Annotated in this window: 26 protein-coding genes; 11 read left to right on the plus strand and 15 right to left on the minus strand. The window is 45.0% G+C overall.

All coding sequences use genetic code 11. The features are described 5' to 3' along the window. Positions 1–8: 8 nt before the first annotated feature. The gene (locus tag ACBP46_RS05795; RefSeq protein WP_371015789.1) at positions 9–710 is read right to left on the minus strand and encodes a glutathione binding-like protein; all 702 of its coding nucleotides are present in this window, start codon (positions 708–710) and stop codon (positions 9–11) included. A gap of 19 nt (positions 711–729) precedes the next feature. Here ACBP46_RS05795 and arsC point away from each other — a divergent pair, with 19 nt between their 5' ends. After that, on the plus strand, positions 730–1068 hold the full coding sequence (gene arsC / locus ACBP46_RS05800; protein ID WP_371015790.1) for an arsenate reductase (glutaredoxin): 339 nt from the start codon (positions 730–732) through the stop codon (positions 1066–1068). Between the two features lie 91 nt (positions 1069–1159). Here arsC and ACBP46_RS05805 read toward each other — a convergent pair whose 3' ends face one another. Genes ACBP46_RS05805 through ACBP46_RS05815 form a run of 3 tightly spaced genes read right to left on the minus strand, consistent with a single transcriptional unit; the run spans position 1160 to position 2855 of the window. Beyond that, complete coding sequence (locus ACBP46_RS05805) at positions 1160–1741, minus strand: YceI family protein (protein WP_371015791.1); 582 nt, start codon at positions 1739–1741, stop codon at positions 1160–1162. A gap of 26 nt (positions 1742–1767) precedes the next feature. Next, positions 1768–2322 (minus strand): YceI family protein, encoded by a 555-nt coding sequence (locus ACBP46_RS05810; RefSeq protein WP_371015792.1) that lies wholly within the window; start codon positions 2320–2322, stop codon positions 1768–1770. Positions 2323–2333: 11 nt separating this feature from the next. Continuing rightward, positions 2334–2855, minus strand: coding sequence for a cytochrome b (locus tag ACBP46_RS05815; RefSeq protein WP_371015793.1), 522 nt, complete (start codon positions 2853–2855; stop codon positions 2334–2336). A gap of 100 nt (positions 2856–2955) precedes the next feature. On the opposite strand from ACBP46_RS05815, the gene ACBP46_RS05820 reads away from it, so the two are divergent. Next, positions 2956–3858, plus strand: coding sequence for a LysR family transcriptional regulator (locus ACBP46_RS05820; RefSeq protein WP_371015794.1), 903 nt, complete (start codon positions 2956–2958; stop codon positions 3856–3858). A gap of 9 nt (positions 3859–3867) precedes the next feature. Here ACBP46_RS05820 and ACBP46_RS05825 read toward each other — a convergent pair whose 3' ends face one another. Next, the gene (locus ACBP46_RS05825; RefSeq protein WP_371015795.1) at positions 3868–4857 is read right to left on the minus strand and encodes a DNA-binding protein; all 990 of its coding nucleotides are present in this window, start codon (positions 4855–4857) and stop codon (positions 3868–3870) included. Between the two features lie 298 nt (positions 4858–5155). Here ACBP46_RS05825 and ACBP46_RS05830 point away from each other — a divergent pair, with 298 nt between their 5' ends. The 4 genes from ACBP46_RS05830 to modD all read left to right on the plus strand — a co-directional run bounded on the left by ACBP46_RS05830 (position 5156) and on the right by modD (position 8705). Then, positions 5156–6334: a tyrosine-type recombinase/integrase gene (locus ACBP46_RS05830; protein WP_371015796.1), complete on the plus strand. Its 1179-nt coding sequence runs from the start codon at positions 5156–5158 to the stop codon at positions 6332–6334. A gap of 140 nt (positions 6335–6474) precedes the next feature. Then, positions 6475–7188 (plus strand): molybdate ABC transporter substrate-binding protein, encoded by a 714-nt coding sequence (gene modA, locus ACBP46_RS05835; RefSeq protein ID WP_371015797.1) that lies wholly within the window; start codon positions 6475–6477, stop codon positions 7186–7188. Then, a complete protein-coding gene (modB, locus tag ACBP46_RS05840) occupies positions 7189–7851 on the plus strand; it encodes a molybdate ABC transporter permease subunit (protein WP_371015798.1) in 663 nt (220 codons plus the stop codon). Next, entirely contained in the window at positions 7848–8705 is an 858-nt protein-coding gene (gene modD, locus ACBP46_RS05845) for a ModD protein (RefSeq protein WP_371015799.1), read from the plus strand. Before modB ends, modD begins: the two co-directional genes overlap by 4 nt. Before the next feature lie 50 nt (positions 8706–8755). Here modD and ACBP46_RS05850 read toward each other — a convergent pair whose 3' ends face one another. Continuing rightward, on the minus strand, positions 8756–9091 hold the full coding sequence (locus ACBP46_RS05850; RefSeq protein WP_371015800.1) for a c-type cytochrome: 336 nt from the start codon (positions 9089–9091) through the stop codon (positions 8756–8758). A 120-nt stretch (positions 9092–9211) separates the two neighbouring features. Between ACBP46_RS05850 and ACBP46_RS05855 the strand changes: the two genes are divergently transcribed. Further along, positions 9212–9640 (plus strand): universal stress protein, encoded by a 429-nt coding sequence (locus tag ACBP46_RS05855; protein WP_371015801.1) that lies wholly within the window; start codon positions 9212–9214, stop codon positions 9638–9640. Between the two features lies 1 nt (position 9641). Here the strand turns inward: ACBP46_RS05855 and fumC are convergent, their stop codons facing one another. From fumC to ACBP46_RS05870, 3 genes are read right to left on the minus strand one after another with little or no spacing between them, the layout of a single operon-like run. Beyond that, positions 9642–11045, minus strand: a complete 1404-nt coding sequence (fumC, locus tag ACBP46_RS05860; RefSeq protein WP_371015802.1) for a class II fumarate hydratase — start codon at positions 11043–11045, stop codon at positions 9642–9644. Positions 11046–11094: 49 nt separating this feature from the next. Then, positions 11095–12126 (minus strand): type I glyceraldehyde-3-phosphate dehydrogenase, encoded by a 1032-nt coding sequence (locus tag ACBP46_RS05865; RefSeq protein WP_371015803.1) that lies wholly within the window; start codon positions 12124–12126, stop codon positions 11095–11097. Between the two features lie 10 nt (positions 12127–12136). Then, positions 12137–12913, minus strand: coding sequence for an SDR family oxidoreductase (locus tag ACBP46_RS05870; RefSeq protein ID WP_371015804.1), 777 nt, complete (start codon positions 12911–12913; stop codon positions 12137–12139). A gap of 374 nt (positions 12914–13287) precedes the next feature. On the opposite strand from ACBP46_RS05870, the gene ACBP46_RS05875 reads away from it, so the two are divergent. After that, positions 13288–15183: a S9 family peptidase gene (locus ACBP46_RS05875; RefSeq protein WP_371015805.1), complete on the plus strand. Its 1896-nt coding sequence runs from the start codon at positions 13288–13290 to the stop codon at positions 15181–15183. After that, complete coding sequence (locus ACBP46_RS05880) at positions 15180–15782, plus strand: glutathione S-transferase family protein (protein ID WP_371015806.1); 603 nt, start codon at positions 15180–15182, stop codon at positions 15780–15782. Before ACBP46_RS05875 ends, ACBP46_RS05880 begins: the two co-directional genes overlap by 4 nt. A 47-nt stretch (positions 15783–15829) precedes the next feature. Here the strand turns inward: ACBP46_RS05880 and ACBP46_RS05885 are convergent, their stop codons facing one another. The 6 genes from ACBP46_RS05885 to proC all read right to left on the minus strand — a co-directional run bounded on the left by ACBP46_RS05885 (position 15830) and on the right by proC (position 21032). Beyond that, a complete protein-coding gene (locus ACBP46_RS05885) occupies positions 15830–16531 on the minus strand; it encodes an ABC transporter ATP-binding protein (RefSeq protein ID WP_371015807.1) in 702 nt (233 codons plus the stop codon). Continuing rightward, the gene (gene livG, locus ACBP46_RS05890) at positions 16532–17299 is read right to left on the minus strand and encodes a high-affinity branched-chain amino acid ABC transporter ATP-binding protein LivG (RefSeq protein WP_371015808.1); all 768 of its coding nucleotides are present in this window, start codon (positions 17297–17299) and stop codon (positions 16532–16534) included. It lies immediately after the preceding gene. After that, positions 17300–18520, minus strand: a complete 1221-nt coding sequence (livM, locus tag ACBP46_RS05895; RefSeq protein WP_371015809.1) for a high-affinity branched-chain amino acid ABC transporter permease LivM — start codon at positions 18518–18520, stop codon at positions 17300–17302. After that, positions 18520–19446 carry an ABC transporter permease subunit gene (locus tag ACBP46_RS05900; RefSeq protein WP_077733162.1) on the minus strand — a complete coding sequence of 309 codons (927 nt, stop codon included), beginning with the start codon at positions 19444–19446 and terminating at the stop codon, positions 18520–18522. The genes livM and ACBP46_RS05900 overlap by 1 nt, the downstream gene beginning before the upstream one ends. Before the next feature lie 186 nt (positions 19447–19632). Further along, positions 19633–20181, minus strand: a complete 549-nt coding sequence (locus ACBP46_RS05905) for a queuosine precursor transporter (RefSeq protein ID WP_371015810.1) — start codon at positions 20179–20181, stop codon at positions 19633–19635. Between the two features lie 11 nt (positions 20182–20192). After that, positions 20193–21032 (minus strand): pyrroline-5-carboxylate reductase, encoded by an 840-nt coding sequence (gene proC, locus ACBP46_RS05910; protein WP_371015811.1) that lies wholly within the window; start codon positions 21030–21032, stop codon positions 20193–20195. 170 nt (positions 21033–21202) lie between these two features. Here proC and ugpB point away from each other — a divergent pair, with 170 nt between their 5' ends. Together ugpB and ugpA are read left to right on the plus strand one after the other, a co-directional pair. Then, on the plus strand, positions 21203–22510 hold the full coding sequence (ugpB, locus tag ACBP46_RS05915) for a sn-glycerol-3-phosphate ABC transporter substrate-binding protein UgpB (RefSeq protein WP_371015812.1): 1308 nt from the start codon (positions 21203–21205) through the stop codon (positions 22508–22510). A gap of 138 nt (positions 22511–22648) precedes the next feature. Next, on the plus strand, positions 22649–23530 hold the full coding sequence (ugpA, locus tag ACBP46_RS05920) for a sn-glycerol-3-phosphate ABC transporter permease UgpA (protein WP_371015813.1): 882 nt from the start codon (positions 22649–22651) through the stop codon (positions 23528–23530). Positions 23531–23533 lie beyond the last annotated feature (3 nt).

The raw sequence follows: 23533 nt of genomic DNA on the forward strand, positions 1-23533 counted from the left end.
GCGTGCCTTTATTTTCTTACGCTAGAGGCATCTTGACCAAACAAATGCTTGCGCGACTCGTCATCTGATACCGAAGGTTGGGTATTAATGGCTTTGGCTTTTTCATAAGCTCGTTGAGTCGCAGGCCGTGCTGCAATTCGTTCGAACCACTTTTTTAAATGGGGGAAGTCATCCAGGTTTTGGCCTTGATTCGCATGAGGCACAATCCATGGGTAACATGCCATGTCTGCAATGCTGTATTCACCCGTAATAAAGTCTTTATCAGCTAGCTGTTTATTTAACACCCCGTACAAACGGTTAGTTTCTTTAATGTAGCGTTGCTGCGCATACTCAATTTTTTCTGGAGCATAGATATTAAAATGATGGTTTTGACCCGCCATCGGCCCCAAGCCACCCATTTGCCAATTTAACCACTCGAGGGCTTGCACACGTTGGCGTAGATCAGTGGATAAAAACCGACCTGTTTTTTCTGCTAAATACTGCAAAATCGCCCCTGACTCAAACACAGAAATTGCAGGCCCACCGTCTTGTGGACTATGGTCTACAATAGCAGGAATCCGATTATTGGGCGCTATGCGTAAAAAGTCAGGATCAAACTGCTCACCTTTGCCTATATTAATTGGGTATATGGTGTAATCCAACCCTGTTTCCTCTAAAAACAAGGTGATTTTATGCCCATTAGGTGTAGTCCAGTAATACAAATCAATCATGTTTTAATCCTTAAATTTAATGACTAAAATCTACCATAATCCGCGTTGCAGTAAATCACGGGCTGCACTAGAACTGCTAAACCAACGAGGTTTAGAGCCTGAAATTATTCTTTATCTACAAAATCCGCTTAGTGTAGAGCAACTTCAGCAGCTTGTTGCTCAATCCAATGGGTCATTGCTGGATTTAATCCGTACCAATGAAGCGATTTTTACTGAGTTAAACTTAGCTACGGCCTCAGAGCCAGAGCTGTATGAAGCCGTCGCAGCCCATCCCATTTTATTAAATCGCCCTATTGTGCAAACCACCAAAGGGGTGCGATTAGGCCGACCGACCGAGATCATCGAAGAAATTCTCTAATCGTTGGTCTAGGCTTTTATAGTACGCCAACAAAACAAAAACCCCAAAATAACATGCTGTGTATTTTGGGGTTTTGATTAAGCAAAGAGCATTAACCGCCAATTGCTTCAATAGCAATGCTAATCGTCACATCATCACTAACGGCAGGAACAAATTTGTCAGCGTTAAAATCAGAACGTTTAATTTGAACTTCAGCATCTGCCCCTAAAGTTGGTTTTTTCAGCATGGGGTGAGGCTTGGTCACAAACGAATGAATGGTGAGTGTCACAGGTTTGGTGATGCCTTTAATAGTTAAGTCACCCTCAACAGCAGTAGGGGTATCACCGTCAAAAACGATTTTGCTGGACTTAAATGTAGCGGTAGGGTGGCTGCCGGTATCAAGAAAATCTGCACCTTGGATGTGCTCATTAAAAGCGCTTGAACCAGTATCTACTGAGGTGGTATCGATTTCAATTGTCACTTCACCCGTTTTGGCCTCGAGATCTAAAGCAACAGTTCCTTTAGTAGAGTTAAAGCGGCTGATTTGTTGGCTTAGCCCCATGTGGTTATAGGAGAAGCGAGCAAAGGTATGATTAGGATCCACCTGATAGGTAACGGTTTCAGCTAATAGTGGTGTGCTAAACAACGTCGCTACAACACCTGCCGTTAGTAAACGCTTCAAATTCATTTTCATAACATAAAACTCCAAATAGTTAATCGTTATTGAGTAGCAACAATAGAAAACTCAATACGAACTTCGTTTGCTACGATATCAAACTTAGACCACGCGCCTTCGCCAATAGCGTAATCGCCGCGTAGCATATCAAAACTGCCCTCAAACCGAGCACGCCCGTCTTCTTCGACAACAGTAGCAGGGAACTCGATGGTTTGTTCATTGCCTTTGATGCTTAACACACCCGAGACCAAAAACGTGTTGTCGTCGGTTTGTTTGATCTGTTTGGAGACGAAGGTTGCATCAGGGTGCTCGGGCACATTAAACCACTCTGATTTTTGAACCTCTTCATCTGCCTCGTCGGAACCGGTATCTACGCTGTCCATTTTGACGCGTAAAGACACGCTTGCCTTTTCTGGCTGGGCCGAATCAAAATCTATTTGACCGTCGACCCCAGAAAAGATTCCCTCCATATTTACCCCCATCTGACCATAGAAAAAATCAATCTGGCTTGATTGAGTATCAATCTGGGTATATGTAGCAGCAGAAGCTAACAAAGGAGCAGCACATAAAGCAGCAATAAGTACACGTAATTTCATCATCAATCCTTTGATTATTTTATTCGGCCCAATATATTATCTTTGTCAATAAACTGGTGTTTGAGTGCGGCACCAATATGACCAACAATAGTAATAATAAAAGCCACATTTAAATAAAAGTGAGCCGATCCGAACCAATTCGCTAAGGTTTTGTCTTTGGGGAGTAAATCAGGCAGGGGCACGATTCCAAACCAAACCGTTTGAAAACCCATAGCTGAACTCATCAACCAACCGGATAACGGAATTGCAAACATAAAAAAGTACAACGCCCCATGCCCTAACTGAGCGAGCCGACGTGCTTGGGCGGACATAGAGGAGGGGAAAGCAGGAGGGCGATGGAGATGACGCCAAAGTAAACGCAGTACAGCCAGAAAAAAAAGACTGACCCCCGCCCACTTATGCCATGAGTAAACCTGAAGCTTGGTCGGTGATAAGGGTAAACCTGTCATGTAAAACCCTAGACCGAATAACGCGAAAAAAGCGAAAGCCATCAGCCAATGCAGAGAAATTGCAGTTATAGTATAGCGTTGCGACATAAAAAATCTTGCTCAAGTCCAAATAAGTTATTACTGTACCCATTTTAACTGGTGCTAAATAGATCTAGGTAAGCAATTAACTATTGTTAAAAAAAGAACAATGAATCAATTTGAAATGATGTCACTTTTTATTCTCGTAGCCGAACTAGGTAGTTTTGCGGCTGCGGCACATCAACGTGGTGTAGCGCGCTCGGTGGTTACACGTCAAATTGCAGCACTAGAAGAACACCTAGGCGTACAGCTCATAGCTCGCAGTACACGCCGCCAGGCCTTGACCTCGGCGGGAAAAAAATACCTTGAGCACAGCAAAGCTATTATCGATTTAGTGCAACGCAGCGAGGCCGAGCTTAACGAAGAGCAAATTAAACCCACCGGAAATTTGCGTATTAGCTTACCTTTAAGTTTTGGCTTGCGCCATCTTTCTGACTTATTGATGCAATTTGCTCAACGCTACCCAGAGATCCATCTCGATCTAGAGTACAGCGATCGCATGGTTGACGTTGCTGCCGAGGGCTTTGATATAGCGGTGCGCATTGCAAGCGAATTAGCATTAAGCGATATTGTGCGCAAAATAGGTGAGTGCCAATTAGTGTTTGTGGCATCACCTAGTTATATTGCGCGCGCAGGCGAACCCACATGCCTTGAAGACTTATCAGAGCATGAATGCTTGCAGTATTCGCATTACAGCCGTTGGATGTTTTCTGAAAATGGTAGAAATATCAGCATTCAATTAAAAGGGCGCATTAAAGCCAATAATGGCGATGCTTTAGCCAAAGCCGCTGCTGCGGGCATGGGCATCAGCCTAATGCCTCTTTTTATTGCTAGAGACTACCTATTAGCCAATACCTTGGTTGAACTCAAACACCTTGAGCCTCAGCCACCGGTGGGGGTGTATGTGGCTTTACCTAGCAACAGCTACATTCCTGAACGTGTTCGTTTATTGGTAGAGTTTCTCTCTAAACAGCTTCCCGACTACTTACAAAACAAGCCCGCTAACCCATAACATTCACTTTTACTGCGATCGCATGGCTTTTCGTTGACGTGCTAGACGGCTAGGTACGGACCGGCGCTCTATAGATTGGTGCGCACCACGTAACTCACGCTCTAAGTGTTGTAGCAATTGATGCAAGTCATGATTTTGTTGCTCGAGCTGCTCTATACGTTTTAGATCTTCATTGCGCTGAGCGCTTTCAAACTGCTGCTTGTGCTGTAGGGCCAAATAAGTCGTTTGCAGCGCGGCATAGTCTTCTTGTAAACGTTGATGCAAAGCCTGCTGTTGTTGTAGACGATTTTGCTCCTGAAGCAAATTTTTCTGTGTTTCTTGACGCACACGCTCAATTTCTAGTCTTGCGTATTTTTCCATATCTGCCGCTCGTTGCTCGCTAAGCTGCAACTGGTCTTTATGATGCTGTGCCGTGCGCTCAAGCTCATTTTCTAACCATTTTTTTTCAGTAGACAGGGCATCGATTCGCTTTTCTAGCTGCTCATAGTCTGTTTTTTGCTTTTGAATAATTTCATCTTTGTGCGCTAAATCTTGCGTTAAAGCTTCGATTTGAAGCAGGGCGTGTTCGTAAGATTCGCTTAGCGTGCGTAATTGGTTTGCTTGCTGCTGTGACTCCTGCTGAATAAGGGCAATCTGGGCATAAATGGCTTGATTATTTTGCTCAGTCAGTTGTTTGGCGTGCTGCAGTGATTCTTCCCACATTTGAGCGAAAAGAGTGCCTGCAGTCTGTTTTAACCCCAAAGGGATATCGGCTTCCTCCATACGGACTTGGCTACGGTCTCTGAGTTCTTGCCAAAACAGTCGCAGTGCCTCGGCAGGCGCGCTCATACTGCCTTTACGAACTAACTGGTACATGCGGTTAGTGGTAGGCGTGCTGTCGTATTGAAAAAACAGCAAAGCAGCGACGGCTTTGTATAAATCGAGTGTATTGCTGTGCTCGGAGCGTAGCTTTTCTACAGCCACATAGAGCTCTGATTCCGTTAAGACCGTTTGATTCATTATCTATCCATTTCATTGCAATAAAGCTAAGCATAACCGCTAACTGAGCGATAGCTAAGTGTAAAACCGTATTATGCCCACAACAAACCAAACAAATCAATATTTTTACGTATTACGTAAAAAAACAAACAAACCTATACTGTCAATTTGACATTACTGACATAATGTCAACTTTATGTATAATGTCGCAATAGTAAATCGCCCTAGGGTTTAATACGTAATTTATTCACTACTAGACAGACATACAGTCTTTAGTGAAAATGACTGCACCGTTATTGTTTTCTTTTTTCTACTGCCTATGTCTATTCCTGTACCAGCCGCGCTCGAGTTTTATGTGCCTTATTCCATTGAGATCGATGGCTCGCATGGCACTAATCGTGCGCAAACACCTTCAACGCTTTTACACGCTGACAATGACGTAGATGCTTTACAAGCATGGTTGGCTCAATACATAGACAGCCCAAATACGTTTAATAGCTATCGCAAAGAATCCGAACGCTTATTACTTTGGGCAAACTTAGAATGCAATAAAGCCATTTCATCGCTTACACACGAAGACCTATTGCTGTACCAACAGTTTTTACGTGATCCGGCACCCAGATCTCGTTGGGTTTTAAAAAAAGGCGCAAAAGTCGCTCGCTCACACGAAGATTGGCGCCCTTTTGCTGGTCCGTTATCTGCCAGTAGCATTCGACAAGCATTAACCGTGCTAAACAGCATGTACAGCTGGTTAGTTTCAGCTGGGTATTTAGCTGCCAACCCATTGGCTGTATTGCGTGGCGCTCGTACGGCACCCGCCAAGCGTATGCAACGTTATCTCGATATGGATCTCTGGGATCAAGTTAAACAATGTATCGAACACCTACCCCAAGAAACCCAGCGTGAAAAAGAGCATTATTATCGCTACCGTTGGCTGTTTTCTTTGCTGTATATGTGTGGTTTACGCGTTTCCGAACTCAGCCAAAACCGCATGAACTCGCTTTTTTCTCGTCGTGATCGCCACGGCACTTTACGCTGGTGGATGGATATCGAAGGCAAAGGCCAAAAAAGCCGCACCATTCCTATTACTGAAGAGCTTATGGATGAGCTTATCCGCTATAGAAGCTTTAAAGGCTTACCACCCTATCCAACAGCTAACGAAGATTACCCACTGGTGCTGCCTATTGGATACAAACAATCAAAACCGCTAACACGCGCTGCTATTCACACTATTGTGAAGCGTATTTTTACGGATACTGCTGCCTATTTACGTAGTTTGGGTGACGATTACGAAAGCGAGGCTTTGCATGTAGAACAAGCTTCTACTCATTGGCTACGTCATACCGCTGGCACACATATGATTGAGCAAGATATGGATTTACTGCATGTGCGTGATACCTTAGGCCACTCATCCATCAATACGACCAACCGTTACTTGCATACCGCCGATGATGCACGACATGACGCTACCCAAGATAAACACAAACTAAAATGGTAAAAACACAGCCACTATCATAGTGGCGCGTTGGTTTACAGCACTTAACCCCAACACTATTCATCTTCTTATGGATAGCAATTTGCCATAGAACTCGCTACACTTATCGCTATAAATATACCTACCTATATAAAGAGTTCATCATGAAAAAAACAATAGTTGGTTTATTGGCCAGTGTGTTATGTGTGCCTGTACTGGCAGCAAACCTTACTGTCGCTACGGCAGCGGGTTATCGCAAACCATTAAATGATGTTTTTGAGGCGTTTACTACATCCACGGGGATTAAAGTAGACAGCGCGTTTGGCAACATTAAACAAATTGAAGCTCAAGCACGGCAAAACCCTGAAATCCAAATCCTCATCGGCGATTGGTTCTTTATCGAACCTATGCAACTAGCACAAGAACATCTAGTCATAGGTCAAGGCAAATTAGTATTAGTCAGCCCTAAGGACAAACCTCTTGGCTCGTTAAATGAATTAACAAACAGCTCAGTCAAAAAAATAGCAATTGCTGATAGAAAAAACGCTATTTATGGCAAAGCGGCCATCGAATGCTTTACTGCTCAGGGCTTACTAGAAAAAATGGAACCCAAGTTGATCGAGGTCACCACATTACCTCAAGTCAGCACCTATGTAATCACTAACGAAGTCGATGCTGGCTTTGTTAATCTTAGCGAAGCACAAGCGCATCAAGATAAATTTGCCACCCCTATAGAAATGCCACAAACCTGCTATCGCCCCATTGAACTAAGCGCTGCCCCATTAACCGGTCATAGCCAAATCAACGAGGTTCAAGCCTTTTTAGATTTTTTAAATACCGAGCAAGCGCGTTCTATTTTGAAACAACATGGCTTGTAAATGCATTTAGATTGCAGTTTTTCTTCACTGTGGCTCAGTATAGAAGTACTGTTTTGGTCATTACTCTGGCAGTGCATCATCGGCACCGCCTTGGCTTGGCTTTTAGCTCGTAAAGATTTTTGGGGTAAAGGGGCTCTAGATGGTGTTGTTACCTTGCCTTTGATCTTTCCTCCGATTGTGATCGGCTATGGCTTGCTTTTAACTTGGGGGCAAAATGGTTGGCTCAGCACCCTTCTGCCAGAGCTATTACGCCCTGCCCTTATTTTTACGACCAAAGGTTTGATCGTTGCCGCATTTATTGCAGGTTTACCACTGATGGTTAAACCTCTACAAACAGCATTCAGTAATGTACCCAGGCGCTTACACGAGGCTGCTGCCACATTGGGCTATTCCAAATGGCGTATTTTTTTGTTTGTTGATTTGCCTTTAATACGCAAGGGTTTAGCTGCTGGTTTAATTTTGGCTGGTGGTCGTGCTTTAGGGGAAGTGGGTATCTCATTGATGCTAGGCGGTAATATTGCGGGGCGTACTGAAACCTTATCGTTAGCAATTTTTAATCACGTAATGGATGCTAATTTTGCTTGTGCAAATACCTTATCTTTATTGCTAGCGGCTTTTGCGGGTTTATCTTTTTACGTATTACGACGTTTTGGTGCTTTATGATGAGTTCTGTTTTTTTTGATAATGCTACGATTGATCGGTGGATTAACGAGGATGCACCCCTACTGGATCTAACCAGTCATATGCTTGGGCTTGGGGCTGCCCATGCTCATATTGAGTTTAAAATTCGACACGAAGGTGTGGCTGCATGCACAGAAGAGGTAAGCAGAGTTCTGGCTCATTGTGGCGCTGGCACATTGGAAATCAAAGCCTCCGGCACGCCTGTACAAGCAGGTGAATTACTTATCCGCGGTGAAGGGCCAGCGCATTCTGTACTACGTGCTTGGAAGCTAAGCCAAAATATATTGGAGTACAGTTGTGGCGTAGCACGTCAAGCTGCCCGCATGTACCAAACAATACAACAACACAATCCAAATATGGCTTTACTCACTACACGTAAACATGCTCCCGGCTTACGCGCCTTAGCGCTTAAATCCACTTTATGTGTGGGGGCGCTACCTCACCGACTAGGCCTAAGCGAAACCATATTAATTTTCCCTCAGCATATTGAGTTACTAGGAGGCTGGGAAGCACTAAAGAACAAAATCACAGCGCAAAAAGCCGGATTTGCAGAAAAGAAAATAGTCATTGAAGCGGAAAACCAAACACAAGCACTCTTAGCTATAGAAGCTGGTGCAGATGTAGTGCAATTTGATAAAGCCACCCCAAATCAATTACGTGAATGGCTACCTATGCTGCGTCAACATTGGCCAAAAGCTATATTTTTAGCAGCAGGCGGTATTAAACCAGAGAATGTGGAAGATTACGCCCAAACTGGGGTTAATGCATTGGTCACTAGCGCGTTGCATTATGCCCCACCTGCAGATATTGGTGTAAACATTTACCCAAGTCTGTAATCATTATGTATAAAAAAAGCGCTATAAAACAGCGCTTTTTTTATACATAATTAGTTGGGCGCACCAGCCATTAGCCAGTCAACCACAACTGTTAGATCTTCGTCAGTAATACCAACGTTTGGTGGCATTGGAATAGCACCCCATATGCCTTGACTACCTTCTTTGATGTGTTTTGTTAATAGCTCTGCATTGGCTGGGTCACCTTTGTATTTTTCTGCCACTTCCTTGTAAGCAGGGCCAACGACTTTGTTATCAACTTGGTGACAGGCTAAACAGGCATTTTTTTGCAAGATATCTTGCACTTTCTCAAAAGAAGGTGCTTCTGCTTTTGCTACACTTGCCCCAAACACAAGTGGTAAGCATAAAGCTAAATGTTTGATTTTCATAAAAACTCCAAAAACATATACTATGCTAGTAGTATATTTTACTAATGTCAGACCCTATTTGAGTTACTTGCCTGCACAAAATACATGTGTGACCAATACACTACCAATATAGAGAAACGTATGAGAAATATTTTAGTCCCAACCGACGGTTCAAAGCCAGCACTAAGAGCACTTGAGCTTGCTATCTCTATGGCTAAACAACAATCTGAAGCTTGTACCGTACACGTAGTTAACGTACAAAGCCCTATTGTTTCCAACAACGTAAGCCGCTTTTTTAGCGCAGAAGTACTAAATAGTTATTACGATGACGAGGGCAAAGCTATCTTAGATACTCTAGAGCCCACCCTTTCTAATGCTGGCGTGCCCTACCAAACACATGTTGTTGTAGGAGCCATTGATGAAGTGGTGAAACGCTTTATTAATGAAAATCAGTGTGACCATCTTATTATGGGAACACGAGGCCTAAGCCCCGTTCCCGGTTTGTTATTAGGCTCTTCGGCCACAAAAATTATTCATGCTGTTGATGTGCCTGTTACTTTAGTTAAATAGATTATTCTTTTAATGGTGCTGTCATTGCCAAAGGATCAATCCATGTATCGTATTGGTCCTCTGTTAAATGGCCCAACTCAATAGCAGCTTCTTTCAGATTTAACTGATTTTTATGGGCATGCTTGGCAATTGCAGCCGCATTATCATACCCTATGTGTCGATTTAATGCTGTAACTAACATCAAATTTTGCTCTAGGTAGAAATCTATTTTCTCTAGATCGGGCACAATGCCCACGGCGCAGTGCTCATTAAATGCTGCGCAAGCATCACCCAACAATTGAATGCTCTCGAGCACGTTATGCACCATAACAGGCTTGTAGACATTCAACTGAAAATTGCCTTGGCTACCTGCGAATGCCACGGCTGCATCATTGCCAAAAACTTGTACACATACCATGGTTAAGGCTTCTGCCTGTGTTGGGTTCACTTTACCTGGCATAATCGACGAGCCAGGTTCGTTTTCGGGAATATGAATTTCACCTATACCGCAACGAGGGCCACTAGCTAACCAACGCACATCATTGGCCATTTTAAAAAGCCCACCCGCCAAAGTACGTAAGGTAGCTGAAAAATTCACTAATGCATCGTGGGCAGATAAAGCAAAGAATTTATTTTCAGCGCTTTTAAACGGCATGCCAGTGTGCTGCGCAATATAGGAAGCGGTTAAGTCACCAAATTTAGGGTGTGCATTTAAACCCGTGCCAACCGCAGTACCACCAATAGCCAAATCATAAATACCAGGCAACTGATTACGTACGCTGTCTAGACCAAAGTCAATCTGAGCTACCCAGCTACCTATTTCCTGACCAAGCGTAATAGGCGTTGCATCTTGCAAGTGAGTACGACCGGTTTTTACAATTGCACTGTATTTTTTTGCCAAACCCGCCAACGTATCACGTAACGCCTCAACATGAGGGAAAAGATGTCGATGCGCTGCTAAGGCCACGGCAATGTGCATAGCCGTTGGAAAAGTATCGTTAGATGACTGGCCCCGGTTAACGTGATCATTGGGATGGACGGGGCTTTTAGTGCCCATGGTTCCGCCCGCTAGCTCGATGGCTCGGTTCGAGATGACCTCGTTGCTGTTCATATTGCTTTGCGTACCCGAGCCGGTTTGAAACACCACCAGAGGGAACTCATCGTTTAGCTTGCCAGTAATCACATCATCAGCGGCCTGAATAATGAGCTCAGCCACTTCTGTGGGGATCTGCCCTAAATCTCGATTGGCTTTGGCTGCGGACTGCTTTAGTATACCCAGCGACTCAATCAACACTGGCGTTAATTTAAAGCGTTTTACTCCAATAGGGAAATTCATTATGGATCGCTGTGTTTGAGCACCCCAATAATGATTAGCTGGTACATCAATAGCGCCCATCGAGTCGGTTTCAACACGTGTATTTTGCATGACTAGCTCCTTGTTTGGTTACACCAGATTGATACGAACTGCAGCAATATTAAGAGTCTTGGAAGCGTTGAGCCCACAGTAGACTAATGTCCACCATGCGATTCGCAAAACCCCATTCATTATCAAACCAAATAAATAAATTCACTAGACCGTCCTCGTTGGTGCACGTTTGGCTACCATCTACCACAGCAGAATGTGCATCATGATTAAAATCAATTGAAGCATGGGGACGGTCTGAATAGGCCATAATTTCTGGGTGACGCTGTGCTGCTTGAATGAATAAGCTATTAATTTCACTTACAGAAGTTGGGCGTCGTAACTGCACCATTAAATCAATAGCAGAAACGTTTAAAATAGGAACCCGTATGGCTTTGGCCTGCACTTTATGCTGTAGCTGCGGCAATAAACGCTCTACGCCTCGGGCTAAGCCTGTTGCTACTGGAACCATAGACTGCATGGCAGAACGGGTACGACGCAAATCACTATGGTGATAACCATCAATCATAGGCTGGTCGTTCATAACTGAATGCAAAGTAGTCAAAAATGTGTAATCCACACCATACGATGCATCAAGCTCTGCTAACACAGGGATCACCGCATTCGTTGTGCAGGAGGCATTTGAAACAATGCGTTGTGCTCCGTTTAGCTCATGGTCATTAATGCTTAAAACCACGGTGTGATCTACCTCGTCTGCACCGTCAGCAGGTTGTGACACAAGCACTCGGGGGCAGCCCGAGTCAATAAACTGTTGCAACTGCTTACGTTTGCCATAGACACCTGAGCACTCCAGAACCATGTCCAGTTGATAATCAGCCCAAGGCACATCTGTTATTTTTGAAGCATGTGTGACGGCGATTTGTTTGCCGTTAATTAACAAGCAGTTGTCACTGCGCCCTACTTTGCCCGGAAAAACACCATGGGTGGAGTCAAACTGCGTTAAGTACGCCATAGTTTCTAAATCAGATGGCTCGTTGATCGCCACAATTTCAATTTTTTGGTGTAGATCTCTTTCATAAATAGAGCGCAATACACACCGACCAATTCGGCCATACCCATTAATTGCAATTCGTATAGGACGCATAACTAATTTGTTAAAATGTAATTGAAAAACCACCATCTACAACCATAACATGACCATTTACATAGGATGCAGCAGGAGAAGCTAAAAATACTGCGGCCCCTGCTATTTCATGTGGTTGTGCCCAGCGCTGCATGGGGTTGCGCCCTAATACCTGCGGGCCTTTAATCGGGTCCGCTGCAAGCGTTTGATTGGATTCGGTTGCAAAAGTACCTGGCGCAATGCCATTGCTTGTAATACCATATGCGCCGAACTCTACCGCCAAAGCACGCACCATACCCTCTATGCCTTGTTTAGCTATTGGATAAATACTGTCTCCAGGTCGAGCAATACGCCCTGCTATAGAAGACAAGCTAATAATACGCCCAAACTTTTGTGACTGTTGCATCGCCATGGCAGCAAGGCGTGAAAGTTGCACCGTTGTGGTTAAATTGGTTTGGATATGCTCTATGATTTCTGTAGGGCTGCACTCAGCAAACCCTTTACGCAATCGTTGTCCTACGCAATTGACATGAATACTTGGTACACCATGCTCTTTACATAATATATTATGATTATGCGTATACGATTCTAAATCATTGATATCTTGAACAAAAGCATACGCTGCATAGCCCGCATTACGAATACGTTGCACCGCAGTTTCTACCATTGTTTGATTGCGGCCATTAATTAACACGGTGGCCCCACTAGCTGCATAGGCTTGCGCAATAGCTAACCCAAGCCCCTGACTTGAACCGGTAATCAAAGCAAGCTGCCCTGTGAGGGAAAAATTAGGCAAAAACGATGTCATTCTGTCACTACCTCGTGGAGTCCTGTGTCCTCGTTATAAACATTCATAATAGGAATCATTACCTGTGCAACGCGTAGTCTGGTTTAAAACCCAATTTACATGCAGGGTCTATTGGCATCCCCCCACCCTAACGAGTGAGGATTCCTACGGTGCTTAGGTACGGCATTACGCACCCTAAGTCGCTTAGGTATGGATATCTGTCACCAAGCCAAGGGCACCGCTGATCTTAATGCCTCTTTATCTAAAAAGACGATTTTCATAAGGATAAAGTGGCAATCAGAGCCCGTCATACCTGCTGTTTTCAATAAGCAGCGTGTATGATAGAACGTATAGCGTGCAATTTTTATCTATCGTAACGTATTTAGGATATCTGTATGAGTTTTAGTTTGGTAGCACCCCAAGACAGCCCAGCCCCACATTATGAATTAAGGGATTTTTTCCAAAATCCTCAACGTAGCGCGTATGCCTTGTCAGATGACGGGTCCATGATAGGTTTTTTACAACCCGTGGCGGTAGAGCAAAGCACACGTTTGAATGTGTTTGTGCAAACATTGGAAAAAGGCAAACCTGTAGGTGTCCCCAAACAAATTAGCTTTGAAACCGAGCGCGATGTAGACGGCTTTTTTTGGAAAGGCCCCAATACGGTTGTGTATGCCAAAGATTTTCATGGTGATGAAAACTACCATGTACTAGCAGTGAATGCAGACACGGGGGCAGTTAAAGACCTAACCCCTTTCGAGGGCGCACGGGCTGGTATTCAAGACGACCTTGAAGACGACCCCGACCATTTGCTGATTGCACATAATGCACGCAACCCCGAGGCTTTCGATGTTTACCGCGTAAATATCCATAGCGGAGAACAAACCCAAGTTGCTGAAAATCCAGGTAATATTGTTGGCTGGCAAACCGACCACGCCGGACACGTTCGTCTCGCTATCATGAGCGATGGCCTTCATACTGTACTTTTACACAGGTCAGATGAGGCTGCCACGTTTACGCCCATTATCCAAACAGATTTCCGTACCGATGTTAGCCCCCAGTTTTTTGATAAAGATAATCATAAATTTTACGCATTAAGCAACCGAGGGCGCGATACCTCAGCATTGGTCTTGATTGATCCAGATCACCCCGATGATGAGCAGCTTATTTTTGAAAATACAAAATACGACTTATTAGGTGCCGGATATTCACGCTTGCGCCATGTGCTAACTGCTGCATTTTTTGAAGCAGATAAATTGCACTATCATTTTTTTGATGAAATCAGCGCCATTCGCAACGAGCGCCTTAAACAACTGCTGCCCGGTTATGAAATCAGCTTACAAAGCGCCACACGTGATGAAAAAACCTTTGTGGTCGCTGCATACAGCGACCGTACTCAAGGCCATCGTTTTATCTATAACGATGACACACAAAGTCTTTATCATTTAGGTGAAATTAATCCACACCTGAATCCCGCTCACATGGCACCCATGAAGCCTATCCGCTTCATGTCCCGAGACGGTTTAGAAATTCACGGTTATTTAACCTTGCCCATTGGCACTGAAGCCCGCGATTTACCCGTTGTAGTAAATCCTCATGGTGGGCCTTGGGCACGCGACAGCTGGGGCTTTAATCCAGAGGTGCAGTTTTTAGCCAACCGCGGCTATGCCGTATTACAAATTAATTTCCGCGGCTCCACCGGCTATGGGCGTCAGTTTTGGGAAGCCAGCTTTGGTCAGTGGGGTCTAAGCATGCAGGACGACATCAGTGATGGAGTGGCTTGGTTACTAAAACAACGCATTGCTGACCCAAATAAACTCGCAATTTATGGCGGCAGTTATGGAGGTTATGCAACATTAATGGCCTTGTGCAAAACACCCGATGTGTATGCGGCCGCGATTGATTATGTGGGGGTATCCAACTTACTCACTTTCATGGACACCATTCCGCCCTACTGGCGTCCACTACTCGAAAAAATGTACACCATGGTGGGGCATCCAGAGCAAGACAAAGAACGTCTAGAGGCCACCTCACCCGCTTTGAATGCACAACATATTAAAACCCCCTTATTCATAGCTCAAGGTGCTCAAGACCCACGGGTTAACAAGGCCGAAAGCGATCAAATGGTAAATGCACTAAAAGCCCGCGGTGTTGAGGTCGAATACATGGTTAAAGACAACGAAGGCCATGGTTTTCACAATGAAGAAAATAAGTTTGAATTTTACGAACGCATGGAGCAATTCCTAGAACAGCACTTACAACCCAAACCAAAAAGGAAAACGCACAAATGAAACTCTATTACTTACAAGGCGCATGCTCTTTGGCAATACATATCGTCTTAGAATGGATTGGCGAACCTTACGAGTCTGAATCCATTGCACGCACAGAGCTCAAATCAGAGAGATTTTTAAACTTAAACCCTGCGGGCTCAGTACCTGTATTAAGCGATAATGATTTGGTTTTGACGCAAAGTACGGCCATTTTGCAATATTTAGGCGAAAAATACCCCCACGCCGATTTAGTCGGCACAGACTTACGTTCGCATGCTGAAACACGCCGCTGGCTGGGTGTGGTTAATTCCGATGTACACCGTGTGTTCGGGTTAATTTTTGGTTGGAAAAACTATGTGGATGAAGGCTGCAAAGACGAGCTTATTGCGGGGGCCAAAACGCAGCTAGACCGTTACTTTGTTATTTTAGACAAGCAGCTTCAAAACAAGGACTACTTAACCGGCACACGCTCTGTGGCCGATGCCTATTTATGGGTTACGTTACGTTGGGCACATCTTGTCCAAGTGGATCTTAGCCCATACCCAGAGCTACGACGTTTTTACGAGCAGTTAGCTCTCGACTCAGGGGTGCAAGCAGCGCTTAAACAGGAAGGGCTCTAAAGCATCAAGCAAAATAAAAATCCCAGACCGTCAGGCTGGGATTTTTACTAAGCGCCCAGATAGGCTTGGCGTACCGCGTCATTGCTAAGTAAATTGGCCCCGGTGTCTTCTAGCACCACTTTACCGGTTTCAAGTACATAGGCTCGATCAGCAATTTGCAAGGCTTTATTAGCATTTTGCTCGACCAAAAACACGGTCACACCTTCGCTGCGAATGGTTTGAATAATTTCAAAGATTTGATTAATGATTAATGGTGCAAGCCCCAGAGTAGGCTCATCCAATAAGAGCAACCGTGGACGCGTCATCAAAGCACGCCCAATGGCTAGCATTTGTTGCTCGCCCCCAGACATAGTGCCTGCACGCTGCATTGCACGCTCTTTTAGGCGGGGGAAAAGCTCATATACATGCTCTTCACCGTCCTCAATATCGGCTTTGCTAAGAAAAAACCCACCCATCTTTAGGTTTTCAGCCACGGTTAAATCGGGGAAAACACGCCGCCCTTCGGGTGACAACGCCATACCACTGCGCATGATCATGTGAGTGGCCTGCTGTGTAATGTCTATGCCTTCAAAAAAAATAGACCCTGAACTAGCACGTGGCGAGCCACAGACCGTCATCAACAAAGTGGTTTTACCAGCCCCGTTAGCACCAATGAGCGTCACTATCTCGCCTTTGTTAACCTTTACACTTACCTGATCTAAGGCCTGAATAGCACCGTAATAGGTACTGACCGCATTGAGCTCTAACACTTACTCTTCTCCTAGGTAGGCTTTAATTACACGGGGATCGTTTTGGATAGCGGTTGGTTTTCCTACAGCAATGGGCTTGCCGTACTCCATGACAAGAATCTCATCGGAAATCCCCATAACCAGACTCATATCGTGTTCGATAAGTAAAACGGCCACCCCTTTTTCGCTACGCAATTGATTAATTAATAACTGTAGGTCTCGTTTTTCTTGGGGATTTAATCCGGCTGCGGGTTCATCTAATAACAATAAACGCGGTTGTGTAATCATACACCGAGCAATTTCTAGACGACGCTGATGACCATAGGCCAAATTCCCTGCTTCTCGGTTCGCATACGGACGTAAATCCATATAGTCCAACCACCACGCCGCTTCGACCTTGGCCTCTTCCTCGGCCCGTCTGTAAGCAGGCGTTTTAAGCAACCCAGCTAAGAGTCCTGTGTTTAAGCGTTGGTGCTGTGCAACCAATAAGTTTTCAAGAACGGTCAGGTTTTTAAAAAGACGCACGTTTTGAAACGTACGCACCAGACCCATTTGAGCTACTTTATGGCTGGGCAAAGCATGAATAGGCTTATCACCTAATTGAACATGTCCGGCAGTGGGCTTATAAAAGCCGCCAATACAGTTAAATACCGTGGTTTTACCGGCTCCGTTGGGCCCAATGATGGCAAACACCTGATCGGTTTTTACTTCAAAGCTGACATGATCCACCGCCAACAGCCCGCCAAAACGCATGCATAAATCATTAACAGTTAATAGAGGTTGACTCATTTATAGCTCCACATGCGGCCGTTTTACAGGTAGTAGACCTTGGGGTCGCCACGCCATCATTACCACCATGACTAAACCAAATATCAGCATGCGGTACTCCGCAAATTGACGCGCAATCTCGGGGACGACTGTTAATAAAATAGCGGCGAGAATAACCCCGAGCTGTGACCCCATACCCCCTAGGACCACTACGGCTAGAATTAAAGCGGACTCAATAAAAGTAAAAGATTCGGGATTAACAATGCCTTGGCGAGCGGCAAAAAAAGCGCCCCCAAACCCGGCAAACATAGCACCAATTGTAAAAGCGGACAGTTTAATACCGGTGGGGTTAAGACCTAATGAACGGCAAGCAATTTCGTCCTCGCGCAGGGCTTCCCATGCACGCCCCACAGGCATACGTACTAAACGATTTGAAACAAATAGCGTAATTAAGGCAAGAATTAGGGCCAATATATACAGATAAATAATGACATCAACGTTATTAAACTTCCACCCCATTAGGTCATGAAACGTGGTTTCTCCTTGGGGAGCACGACGCGCCATAACATAACCAAACACAGTCGGTTTAGGTATGCCAGCAATCCCATCGGGGCCACCCGTGACCGGATATAAATTAATCAGTAACAAACGAATAATTTCACCAAAGCCTAGGGTGACAATTGCAAGGTAATCGCCCCGTAAACGTAATACAGGAAACCCAAGCAAATAGCCAAATAAGGCAGCCATAGCACCTGCCATGGGTAATGACGACCAAAAGCCCCAGCCTGCCCAATGATAAAGCAATGCATAGGTATAAGCGCCCACCGCATAAAACCCAACAAAGCCTAGGTCTAACAGCCCTGCAAAGCCCACCACGATGTTCAGTCCCAAGCCCAACATCACATAAATAAGCACCAAGGTGGCAATATCAATTTCGGCACGCCCTGCAAAGAAGGGCCAAACCATGGCTAATGCCACAATCAAAAACAAAGCGCCTTGACGCGTTTTATCGTTTAACGTGGGCAAGGTGATGCGGCCTTTACGCTGTGTGAATAAGCGCAACAGATAAGGCCGAATGAGCTGAAATACAAAAACTATCGCCATGCCCCAACCTATCATGGGCCAATCGGGTTTTAATGTGGTTTCTGCACCCACCCGAAGAATTTGAAAGCCAAAAATAGGCGCGATAATCACACCAGCTAAAATAGCGGCAAAGAATGCATTTTGGAATTGTTTGGCCATTAGACTTTTTCCACCTCTGGTTTACCAAGCAAGCCCGTAGGACGAAATAGCAGGATTAAAACCAATAACGCAAACGCTACGATGTCTTTGTATTGCGAAGAGATATAGGCTGCAGCAAACGTTTCTGCTAGCCCAAGAATCACCCCACCCAACATGGCCCCCGGAATACTGCCTATTCCACCCAGCACAGCTGCGGTAAATGCTTTGATGCCAGCGATAAAACCAATAAAAGGTGTCAGCTTTCCTATAGCTAATGCAATTAATACGCCCCCCACGGCCGCCAACATTGCCCCCACAATGAACGTAAAAGAAATGATTCGGCTTGTATCAATACCAAGTAAGTTGGCCATGCCTAGGTCTTGGGAACACGCCCGCGAGGCTCGCCCCATGCGGGAGTACTTAATGTAAAGACTAAGTAGCGTCATTAAGATGACTGTGGTGACAATAATCAAAATACGGGAATACGGGGCATTGAAGACAAAATCATCGCCCAATTGAATTTGTAATGCACCTGAGACTAGGTTAGGCACTGCCATATCACGTGCCCCTTGGCCTAAAGCCACCCAGTTTTGTAAAAAGATAGACATCCCAATAGCGGAAATTAAAGGCACCAATCGTGGACTACCACGCAAAGGGGCATAAGCCACTTTTTCTACTGCATACCCATAGACTGCGGTGACCAATGCAGCCACAATCAGCATAATAAGCACGATGAGCATAACGGGAATGCCTGACCCGACCCCAATGGCAGACAAGGTGACTAAACCGGTATATGCCCCAATCATGTAAATTTCGCCATGAGCAAAATTAATCATGCCGATGATGCCATACACCATCGTGTACCCAATAGCTATCAAGGCATAAATAGCGCCTAACGACAGCCCATTAAATAGCTGCTGCACGAGCTGCGGAAGAATATCGGCCATAATAAAATTCCAAAAAGCGAATTAGGACAGCTTGGTAAGCAACCTAATCGCCCATAAACAAAGGGCTGTTGATCTTGTAAAGAGCCAACAGCCTAAAAAATTAAGTATTGCGTATTCTGTAACAGTCCTCAAGAATTGTCACTACGTAATAGCCCTAGAACCAGGGCGTTTATTTTTGATTAAGAATTACATATTTGTAGGGCGTGCAATATTCCACATAAGCGCTCGAAAAGGTGCCAACATAAAAGTGTTTAAGCACAATTTCACTGCTAAATCCCCTAGCATTAAGGTCTGCCAGGGCATATCTGTACCAGCAAATGCAATACTAAAGAAAATAAAAGTATCAACCATTGCGCCAGCAATACCACCCACTAAGGGTGCTTGCCACCAAGAACGATTGCGTAGACGATCAAAAAGATAAATATCGCATAGCTGTGCGACAAGAAATGCGGAACCGGAAGCCAATGCAATACGCGGAGTTGCCACAAAAACAGAAATAATCAGTGCAGCAACAAAACCAAAGTACGCAACACGCCGTGCTGACTGAGGGCCAAAACGACGGTTCAATACATCGGCTACCAAAAAAGCAATGGGATAACTCACTGCACCCCATGTAAGCCAATTATTAATGGGATACTGAACCAATACATTAGAGGCCACCACAATCACAATCATGGTACCAATAGCAGTAGCTAGTTGTCCTATGCGCATAGGATCAAAACGAGAAATAGACATAAGTAAATGAATTAAGAGAACTCTTGGGCTAATTCAGCAGCTCGTTGTTGGGCTGCATCCATTGCTTTCTGAACCAATTCAGAAAAGCCGTTCTGATTAAATACATCTAATGCTGCTGCAGTCGTTCCGCCTTTAGAGGTCACATTATCGCGCAGATGGCTTAAAGGCAATGGAGAGAGTGCGGCCAGCTCGGTAGCACCGCTTAATGTAGCAAAAGCCAACTTGCGAGCTTGCTCGGGGCTAAGCCCTTGATGCACAGCGCCCGCAATTAAGGCTTCGAGAAATAAGAACACATAAGCAGGGCCACTACCTGACAGAGCTGTTACCGCATCAATAGCTTGGTCGTTTTCCACCCACACAAACTCACCCACTGTTTTAAATACAGTTTCTGCAATGAGTTTGTCGTTGGGCTCAACCGCTGCTAACGCCATTAAGCCTGTAGCGCCACATCCGATAAAAGCAGGTGTGTTGGGCATTGCGCGTATAACACGATTGTGGGGATTGCCATGAGACGACAACCACTGTGCAATGCTTTGTGCTGCAATACCTGCAGCCACACTGATAATTAACGTATCGTCCTTTACATAAGGCTGACACTGCAACAGCACCTCTTTCATTTGCTGCGGTTTGACCGCCACAATCCAAATGCGCTGTTGAGCTAATTGCTCGGTTACAGTAGCGGCCGTTTGAGCGCCTAGATCTTGCCAGCGTTGGCGCACGGCTTCGACTGGGTCAATGACTAAGACATCGCTAGCGGCGCAACGTTTACCAATTAAGCCCGCAGATAAAGCCGAGGCCATATTGCCACCACCAATAAAGGCGAAAGTTAATGTATGCTTTTCATTAATCATTTTGCTATTGTAATCCGAGAAAGAAAGGTTGTCGTGTTTGGGTTATTTTATATTGACCAAACAGCTGATTAGTGGGTACAGTCACGCCATTGTAATAAACAAGTCATATGCTTAGATCCGTTATCTAAATGACCAATTATTACTTTCATACACTCTACAGGAGAGCGCTAATGCGTACTACGACATTTACTTTGTCTTTGGCAGCTGCAATTGCCATGATGGGTTCAGCTCATGCTGCCACTGAGATCCAGTTTTGGCACTCCATGGAAGGAGCATTAGGAGACCGCGTTAACGAGTTAACCGAAAAATTTAACAAAAGTCAGTCTGACTATGTAGTTAAACCTAGCTACAAAGGCAATTACGGCGAATCCATGAATGCGGGTATTGCTGCATTCCGTGCAGGTAACGCCCCCGATATTCTACAGGTTTTTGAAGTCGGTACCGCCACCATGATGAACGCCAAAGGCGCGATTCAGCCAGTACAAGAAATGTCAGAAAAAGTAGGCAAACCCCTCGATCCTAAAGAGTTTATTGGTGCTGTGGCAGGTTATTACTCCTCCGGAGATGGCAAGCTCATTTCTATGCCTTTCAATAGCTCCACTCCTGTTTTGTATTACAACAAGGATGCATTCAAGAAAGCAGGTCTAGATCCTGAAAACCCACCTAAAACATGGGACGAAGTCGCCGCGGCTGCCAAAAAAATCCGTGATGCCGGCTACGAGTGTGGTTACACCACTTCTTGGCCTTCTTGGATTTTGCTAGAAAACTTTGCCGCTTGGCACAACCTACCCTTTGCAAGTGAAGACAACGGTTTTGGTGGCCTCGGTGCTCGCTTAGAAAGCGATAAGCCTCAGTTTATCGAACACCTCACTTTCTTAACCGATATGTCCAAAGCCGGCACCTTCACCTATGGTGGTCGCGGCGATACCTCTAATGCCCTATTTACTAGTGGCAACTGTGGTATGTTTACTGGTTCAAGCGGAAACCGTGCCAACATCATCAAAACCGGTAAGTTTGAGTTTGGCACCAGCACTCTGCCCTACTACGAAAACATCCCAGATGCACCACAAAACTCCATTATTGGTGGCGCATCCCTATGGGTATTTGCCAACAAATCCGACGATACCTATAAAGGCATTACGGAATTCTTCCACTTCTTATCTAGCCCAGAGCAATCCGCTGCATGGCATCAGGCAACCGGTTATGTACCTGTTACTACCGAAGGCTACCGCTTAACCCAAGAAGCCGGCTATTACGATGAAAACGTAGGGGCAGATGTAGCCGTTAAGCAGCTTGACGCGCTGACTACAGAAAACTCACGTGGTGTACGTTTAGGCTACCTCCCACAAATTCGTGATATTGAAGATGGCGAAATGGAAAAAATCTTCTCAGGTCAGGTCAGCCCAGAACAAGGTTTAAAAACCATGGTTCAGCGTGGCAACGAGCTGCTTGAGCGTTTTGAGAAAAGCGTTAAATAATACGTTAATATAAAAAGCAGTCTTATCGACGAATTTCGTCTACAATTTATGCCGGAATAGGGCTTTACTCCTATTCCGGTCTTTATTTTTCTCTTTTTTCAATGTGGCTGATCCCACCCTCTTCTTATATTTAATCTTATGGAAAAGCGTGTCGTTTTTAACCATAAAACGCTGCCTTATCTGTTGCTGGCACCACAACTTGCCATTACGGTAATTTTTTTCTTTCTTCCCGCCGGCCAAGCACTATGGCAATCGTTTCACCTAGAAGACCCTTTTGGTCTTAGCTCTGCTTTTGTTGGTTTGGACAACTTCAAAGAGCTATTTGCGCAAAGCGCGTATTTGGAATCGTTCAAAATCACAGCCCAGTTCTCATTACTGGTCGCTGTTGCTGGTTTAGCTATCTCATTGTTGTTGGCCGTGTTAGCTAACCGCGTCATCCGAGGCGCTAATTTCTATAAGACCATGCTCATTTGGCCGTATGCTGTCGCAGCAGCGGTAGCAGGGGTACTGTGGTTATTCATGTTTTCCCCTTCAGTGGGCGTAATTGCCGTCTTTCTTTTTGAGATGGGCATTAAATGGAACCCACGCTTAGATGGCAATGACGCCATGCTCTTAGTTGTCATGGCTGCCGTTTGGAAGCAAATCTCCTATAACTTTCTGTTTTTCTTAGCTGGCCTACAAGCCATCCCGCGTTCGCTTATTGAGGCTGCAGCTATAGACGGAGCAGGCCCCATGCGACGCTTTTGGTCCATTGTGTTTCCGCTCTTATCCCCCACTACCTTTTTCTTGCTTGTGGTCAACGTCATTTATGCGTTTTTTGACACCTTTGCCATTATCGATATTATGACGCAAGGGGGCCCAGGTGAAAGCACTTCCATTTTAGTTTATAAAGTCTATAGCGTAGGGTTTAAAGGCTTAGATCTTGGCGCTTCAGCTGCCCAGTCTGTGGTACTCATGTTTATCGTTATTGCGCTCACTGTGGTCCAGTTCCGCTTTATTGATCGCCGCGTTAACTATTAGGTC

The organism is Paenalcaligenes hominis (genome assembly GCF_041359055.1).
In the GTDB taxonomy this organism is placed as follows: Bacteria; Pseudomonadota; Gammaproteobacteria; order Burkholderiales; family Burkholderiaceae_B; genus Paenalcaligenes; species Paenalcaligenes hominis_A.

Bases quoted from the DNA above. Each gene is read 5' to 3' on its own strand.
- ACBP46_RS05795 (WP_371015789.1), bottom strand. From the start codon at position 710: ATGATTGATTTGTATTACTGGACTACACCTAATGGGCATAAAATCACC.
- arsC (WP_371015790.1), top strand. From the start codon at position 730: ATGACTAAAATCTACCATAATCCGCGTTGCAGTAAATCACGGGCTGCA.
- ACBP46_RS05805 (WP_371015791.1), bottom strand. From the start codon at position 1,741: ATGAAAATGAATTTGAAGCGTTTACTAACGGCAGGTGTTGTAGCGACG.
- ACBP46_RS05810 (WP_371015792.1), bottom strand. From the start codon at position 2,322: ATGATGAAATTACGTGTACTTATTGCTGCTTTATGTGCTGCTCCTTTG.
- ACBP46_RS05815 (WP_371015793.1), bottom strand. From the start codon at position 2,855: ATGTCGCAACGCTATACTATAACTGCAATTTCTCTGCATTGGCTGATG.
- ACBP46_RS05820 (WP_371015794.1), top strand. From the start codon at position 2,956: ATGAATCAATTTGAAATGATGTCACTTTTTATTCTCGTAGCCGAACTA.
- ACBP46_RS05825 (WP_371015795.1), bottom strand. From the start codon at position 4,857: ATGAATCAAACGGTCTTAACGGAATCAGAGCTCTATGTGGCTGTAGAA.
- ACBP46_RS05830 (WP_371015796.1), top strand. From the start codon at position 5,156: ATGTCTATTCCTGTACCAGCCGCGCTCGAGTTTTATGTGCCTTATTCC.
- modA (WP_371015797.1), top strand. From the start codon at position 6,475: ATGAAAAAAACAATAGTTGGTTTATTGGCCAGTGTGTTATGTGTGCCT.
- modB (WP_371015798.1), top strand. From the start codon at position 7,189: ATGCATTTAGATTGCAGTTTTTCTTCACTGTGGCTCAGTATAGAAGTA.
- modD (WP_371015799.1), top strand. From the start codon at position 7,848: ATGATGAGTTCTGTTTTTTTTGATAATGCTACGATTGATCGGTGGATT.
- ACBP46_RS05850 (WP_371015800.1), bottom strand. From the start codon at position 9,091: ATGAAAATCAAACATTTAGCTTTATGCTTACCACTTGTGTTTGGGGCA.
- ACBP46_RS05855 (WP_371015801.1), top strand. From the start codon at position 9,212: ATGAGAAATATTTTAGTCCCAACCGACGGTTCAAAGCCAGCACTAAGA.
- fumC (WP_371015802.1), bottom strand. From the start codon at position 11,045: ATGCAAAATACACGTGTTGAAACCGACTCGATGGGCGCTATTGATGTA.
- ACBP46_RS05865 (WP_371015803.1), bottom strand. From the start codon at position 12,126: ATGCGTCCTATACGAATTGCAATTAATGGGTATGGCCGAATTGGTCGG.
- ACBP46_RS05870 (WP_371015804.1), bottom strand. From the start codon at position 12,913: ATGACATCGTTTTTGCCTAATTTTTCCCTCACAGGGCAGCTTGCTTTG.
- ACBP46_RS05875 (WP_371015805.1), top strand. From the start codon at position 13,288: ATGAGTTTTAGTTTGGTAGCACCCCAAGACAGCCCAGCCCCACATTAT.
- ACBP46_RS05880 (WP_371015806.1), top strand. From the start codon at position 15,180: ATGAAACTCTATTACTTACAAGGCGCATGCTCTTTGGCAATACATATC.
- livG (WP_371015808.1), bottom strand. From the start codon at position 17,299: ATGAGTCAACCTCTATTAACTGTTAATGATTTATGCATGCGTTTTGGC.
- livM (WP_371015809.1), bottom strand. From the start codon at position 18,520: ATGGCCAAACAATTCCAAAATGCATTCTTTGCCGCTATTTTAGCTGGT.
- ACBP46_RS05900 (WP_077733162.1), bottom strand. From the start codon at position 19,446: ATGGCCGATATTCTTCCGCAGCTCGTGCAGCAGCTATTTAATGGGCTG.
- ACBP46_RS05905 (WP_371015810.1), bottom strand. From the start codon at position 20,181: ATGTCTATTTCTCGTTTTGATCCTATGCGCATAGGACAACTAGCTACT.
- proC (WP_371015811.1), bottom strand. From the start codon at position 21,032: ATGATTAATGAAAAGCATACATTAACTTTCGCCTTTATTGGTGGTGGC.
- ugpB (WP_371015812.1), top strand. From the start codon at position 21,203: ATGCGTACTACGACATTTACTTTGTCTTTGGCAGCTGCAATTGCCATG.
- ugpA (WP_371015813.1), top strand. From the start codon at position 22,649: ATGGAAAAGCGTGTCGTTTTTAACCATAAAACGCTGCCTTATCTGTTG.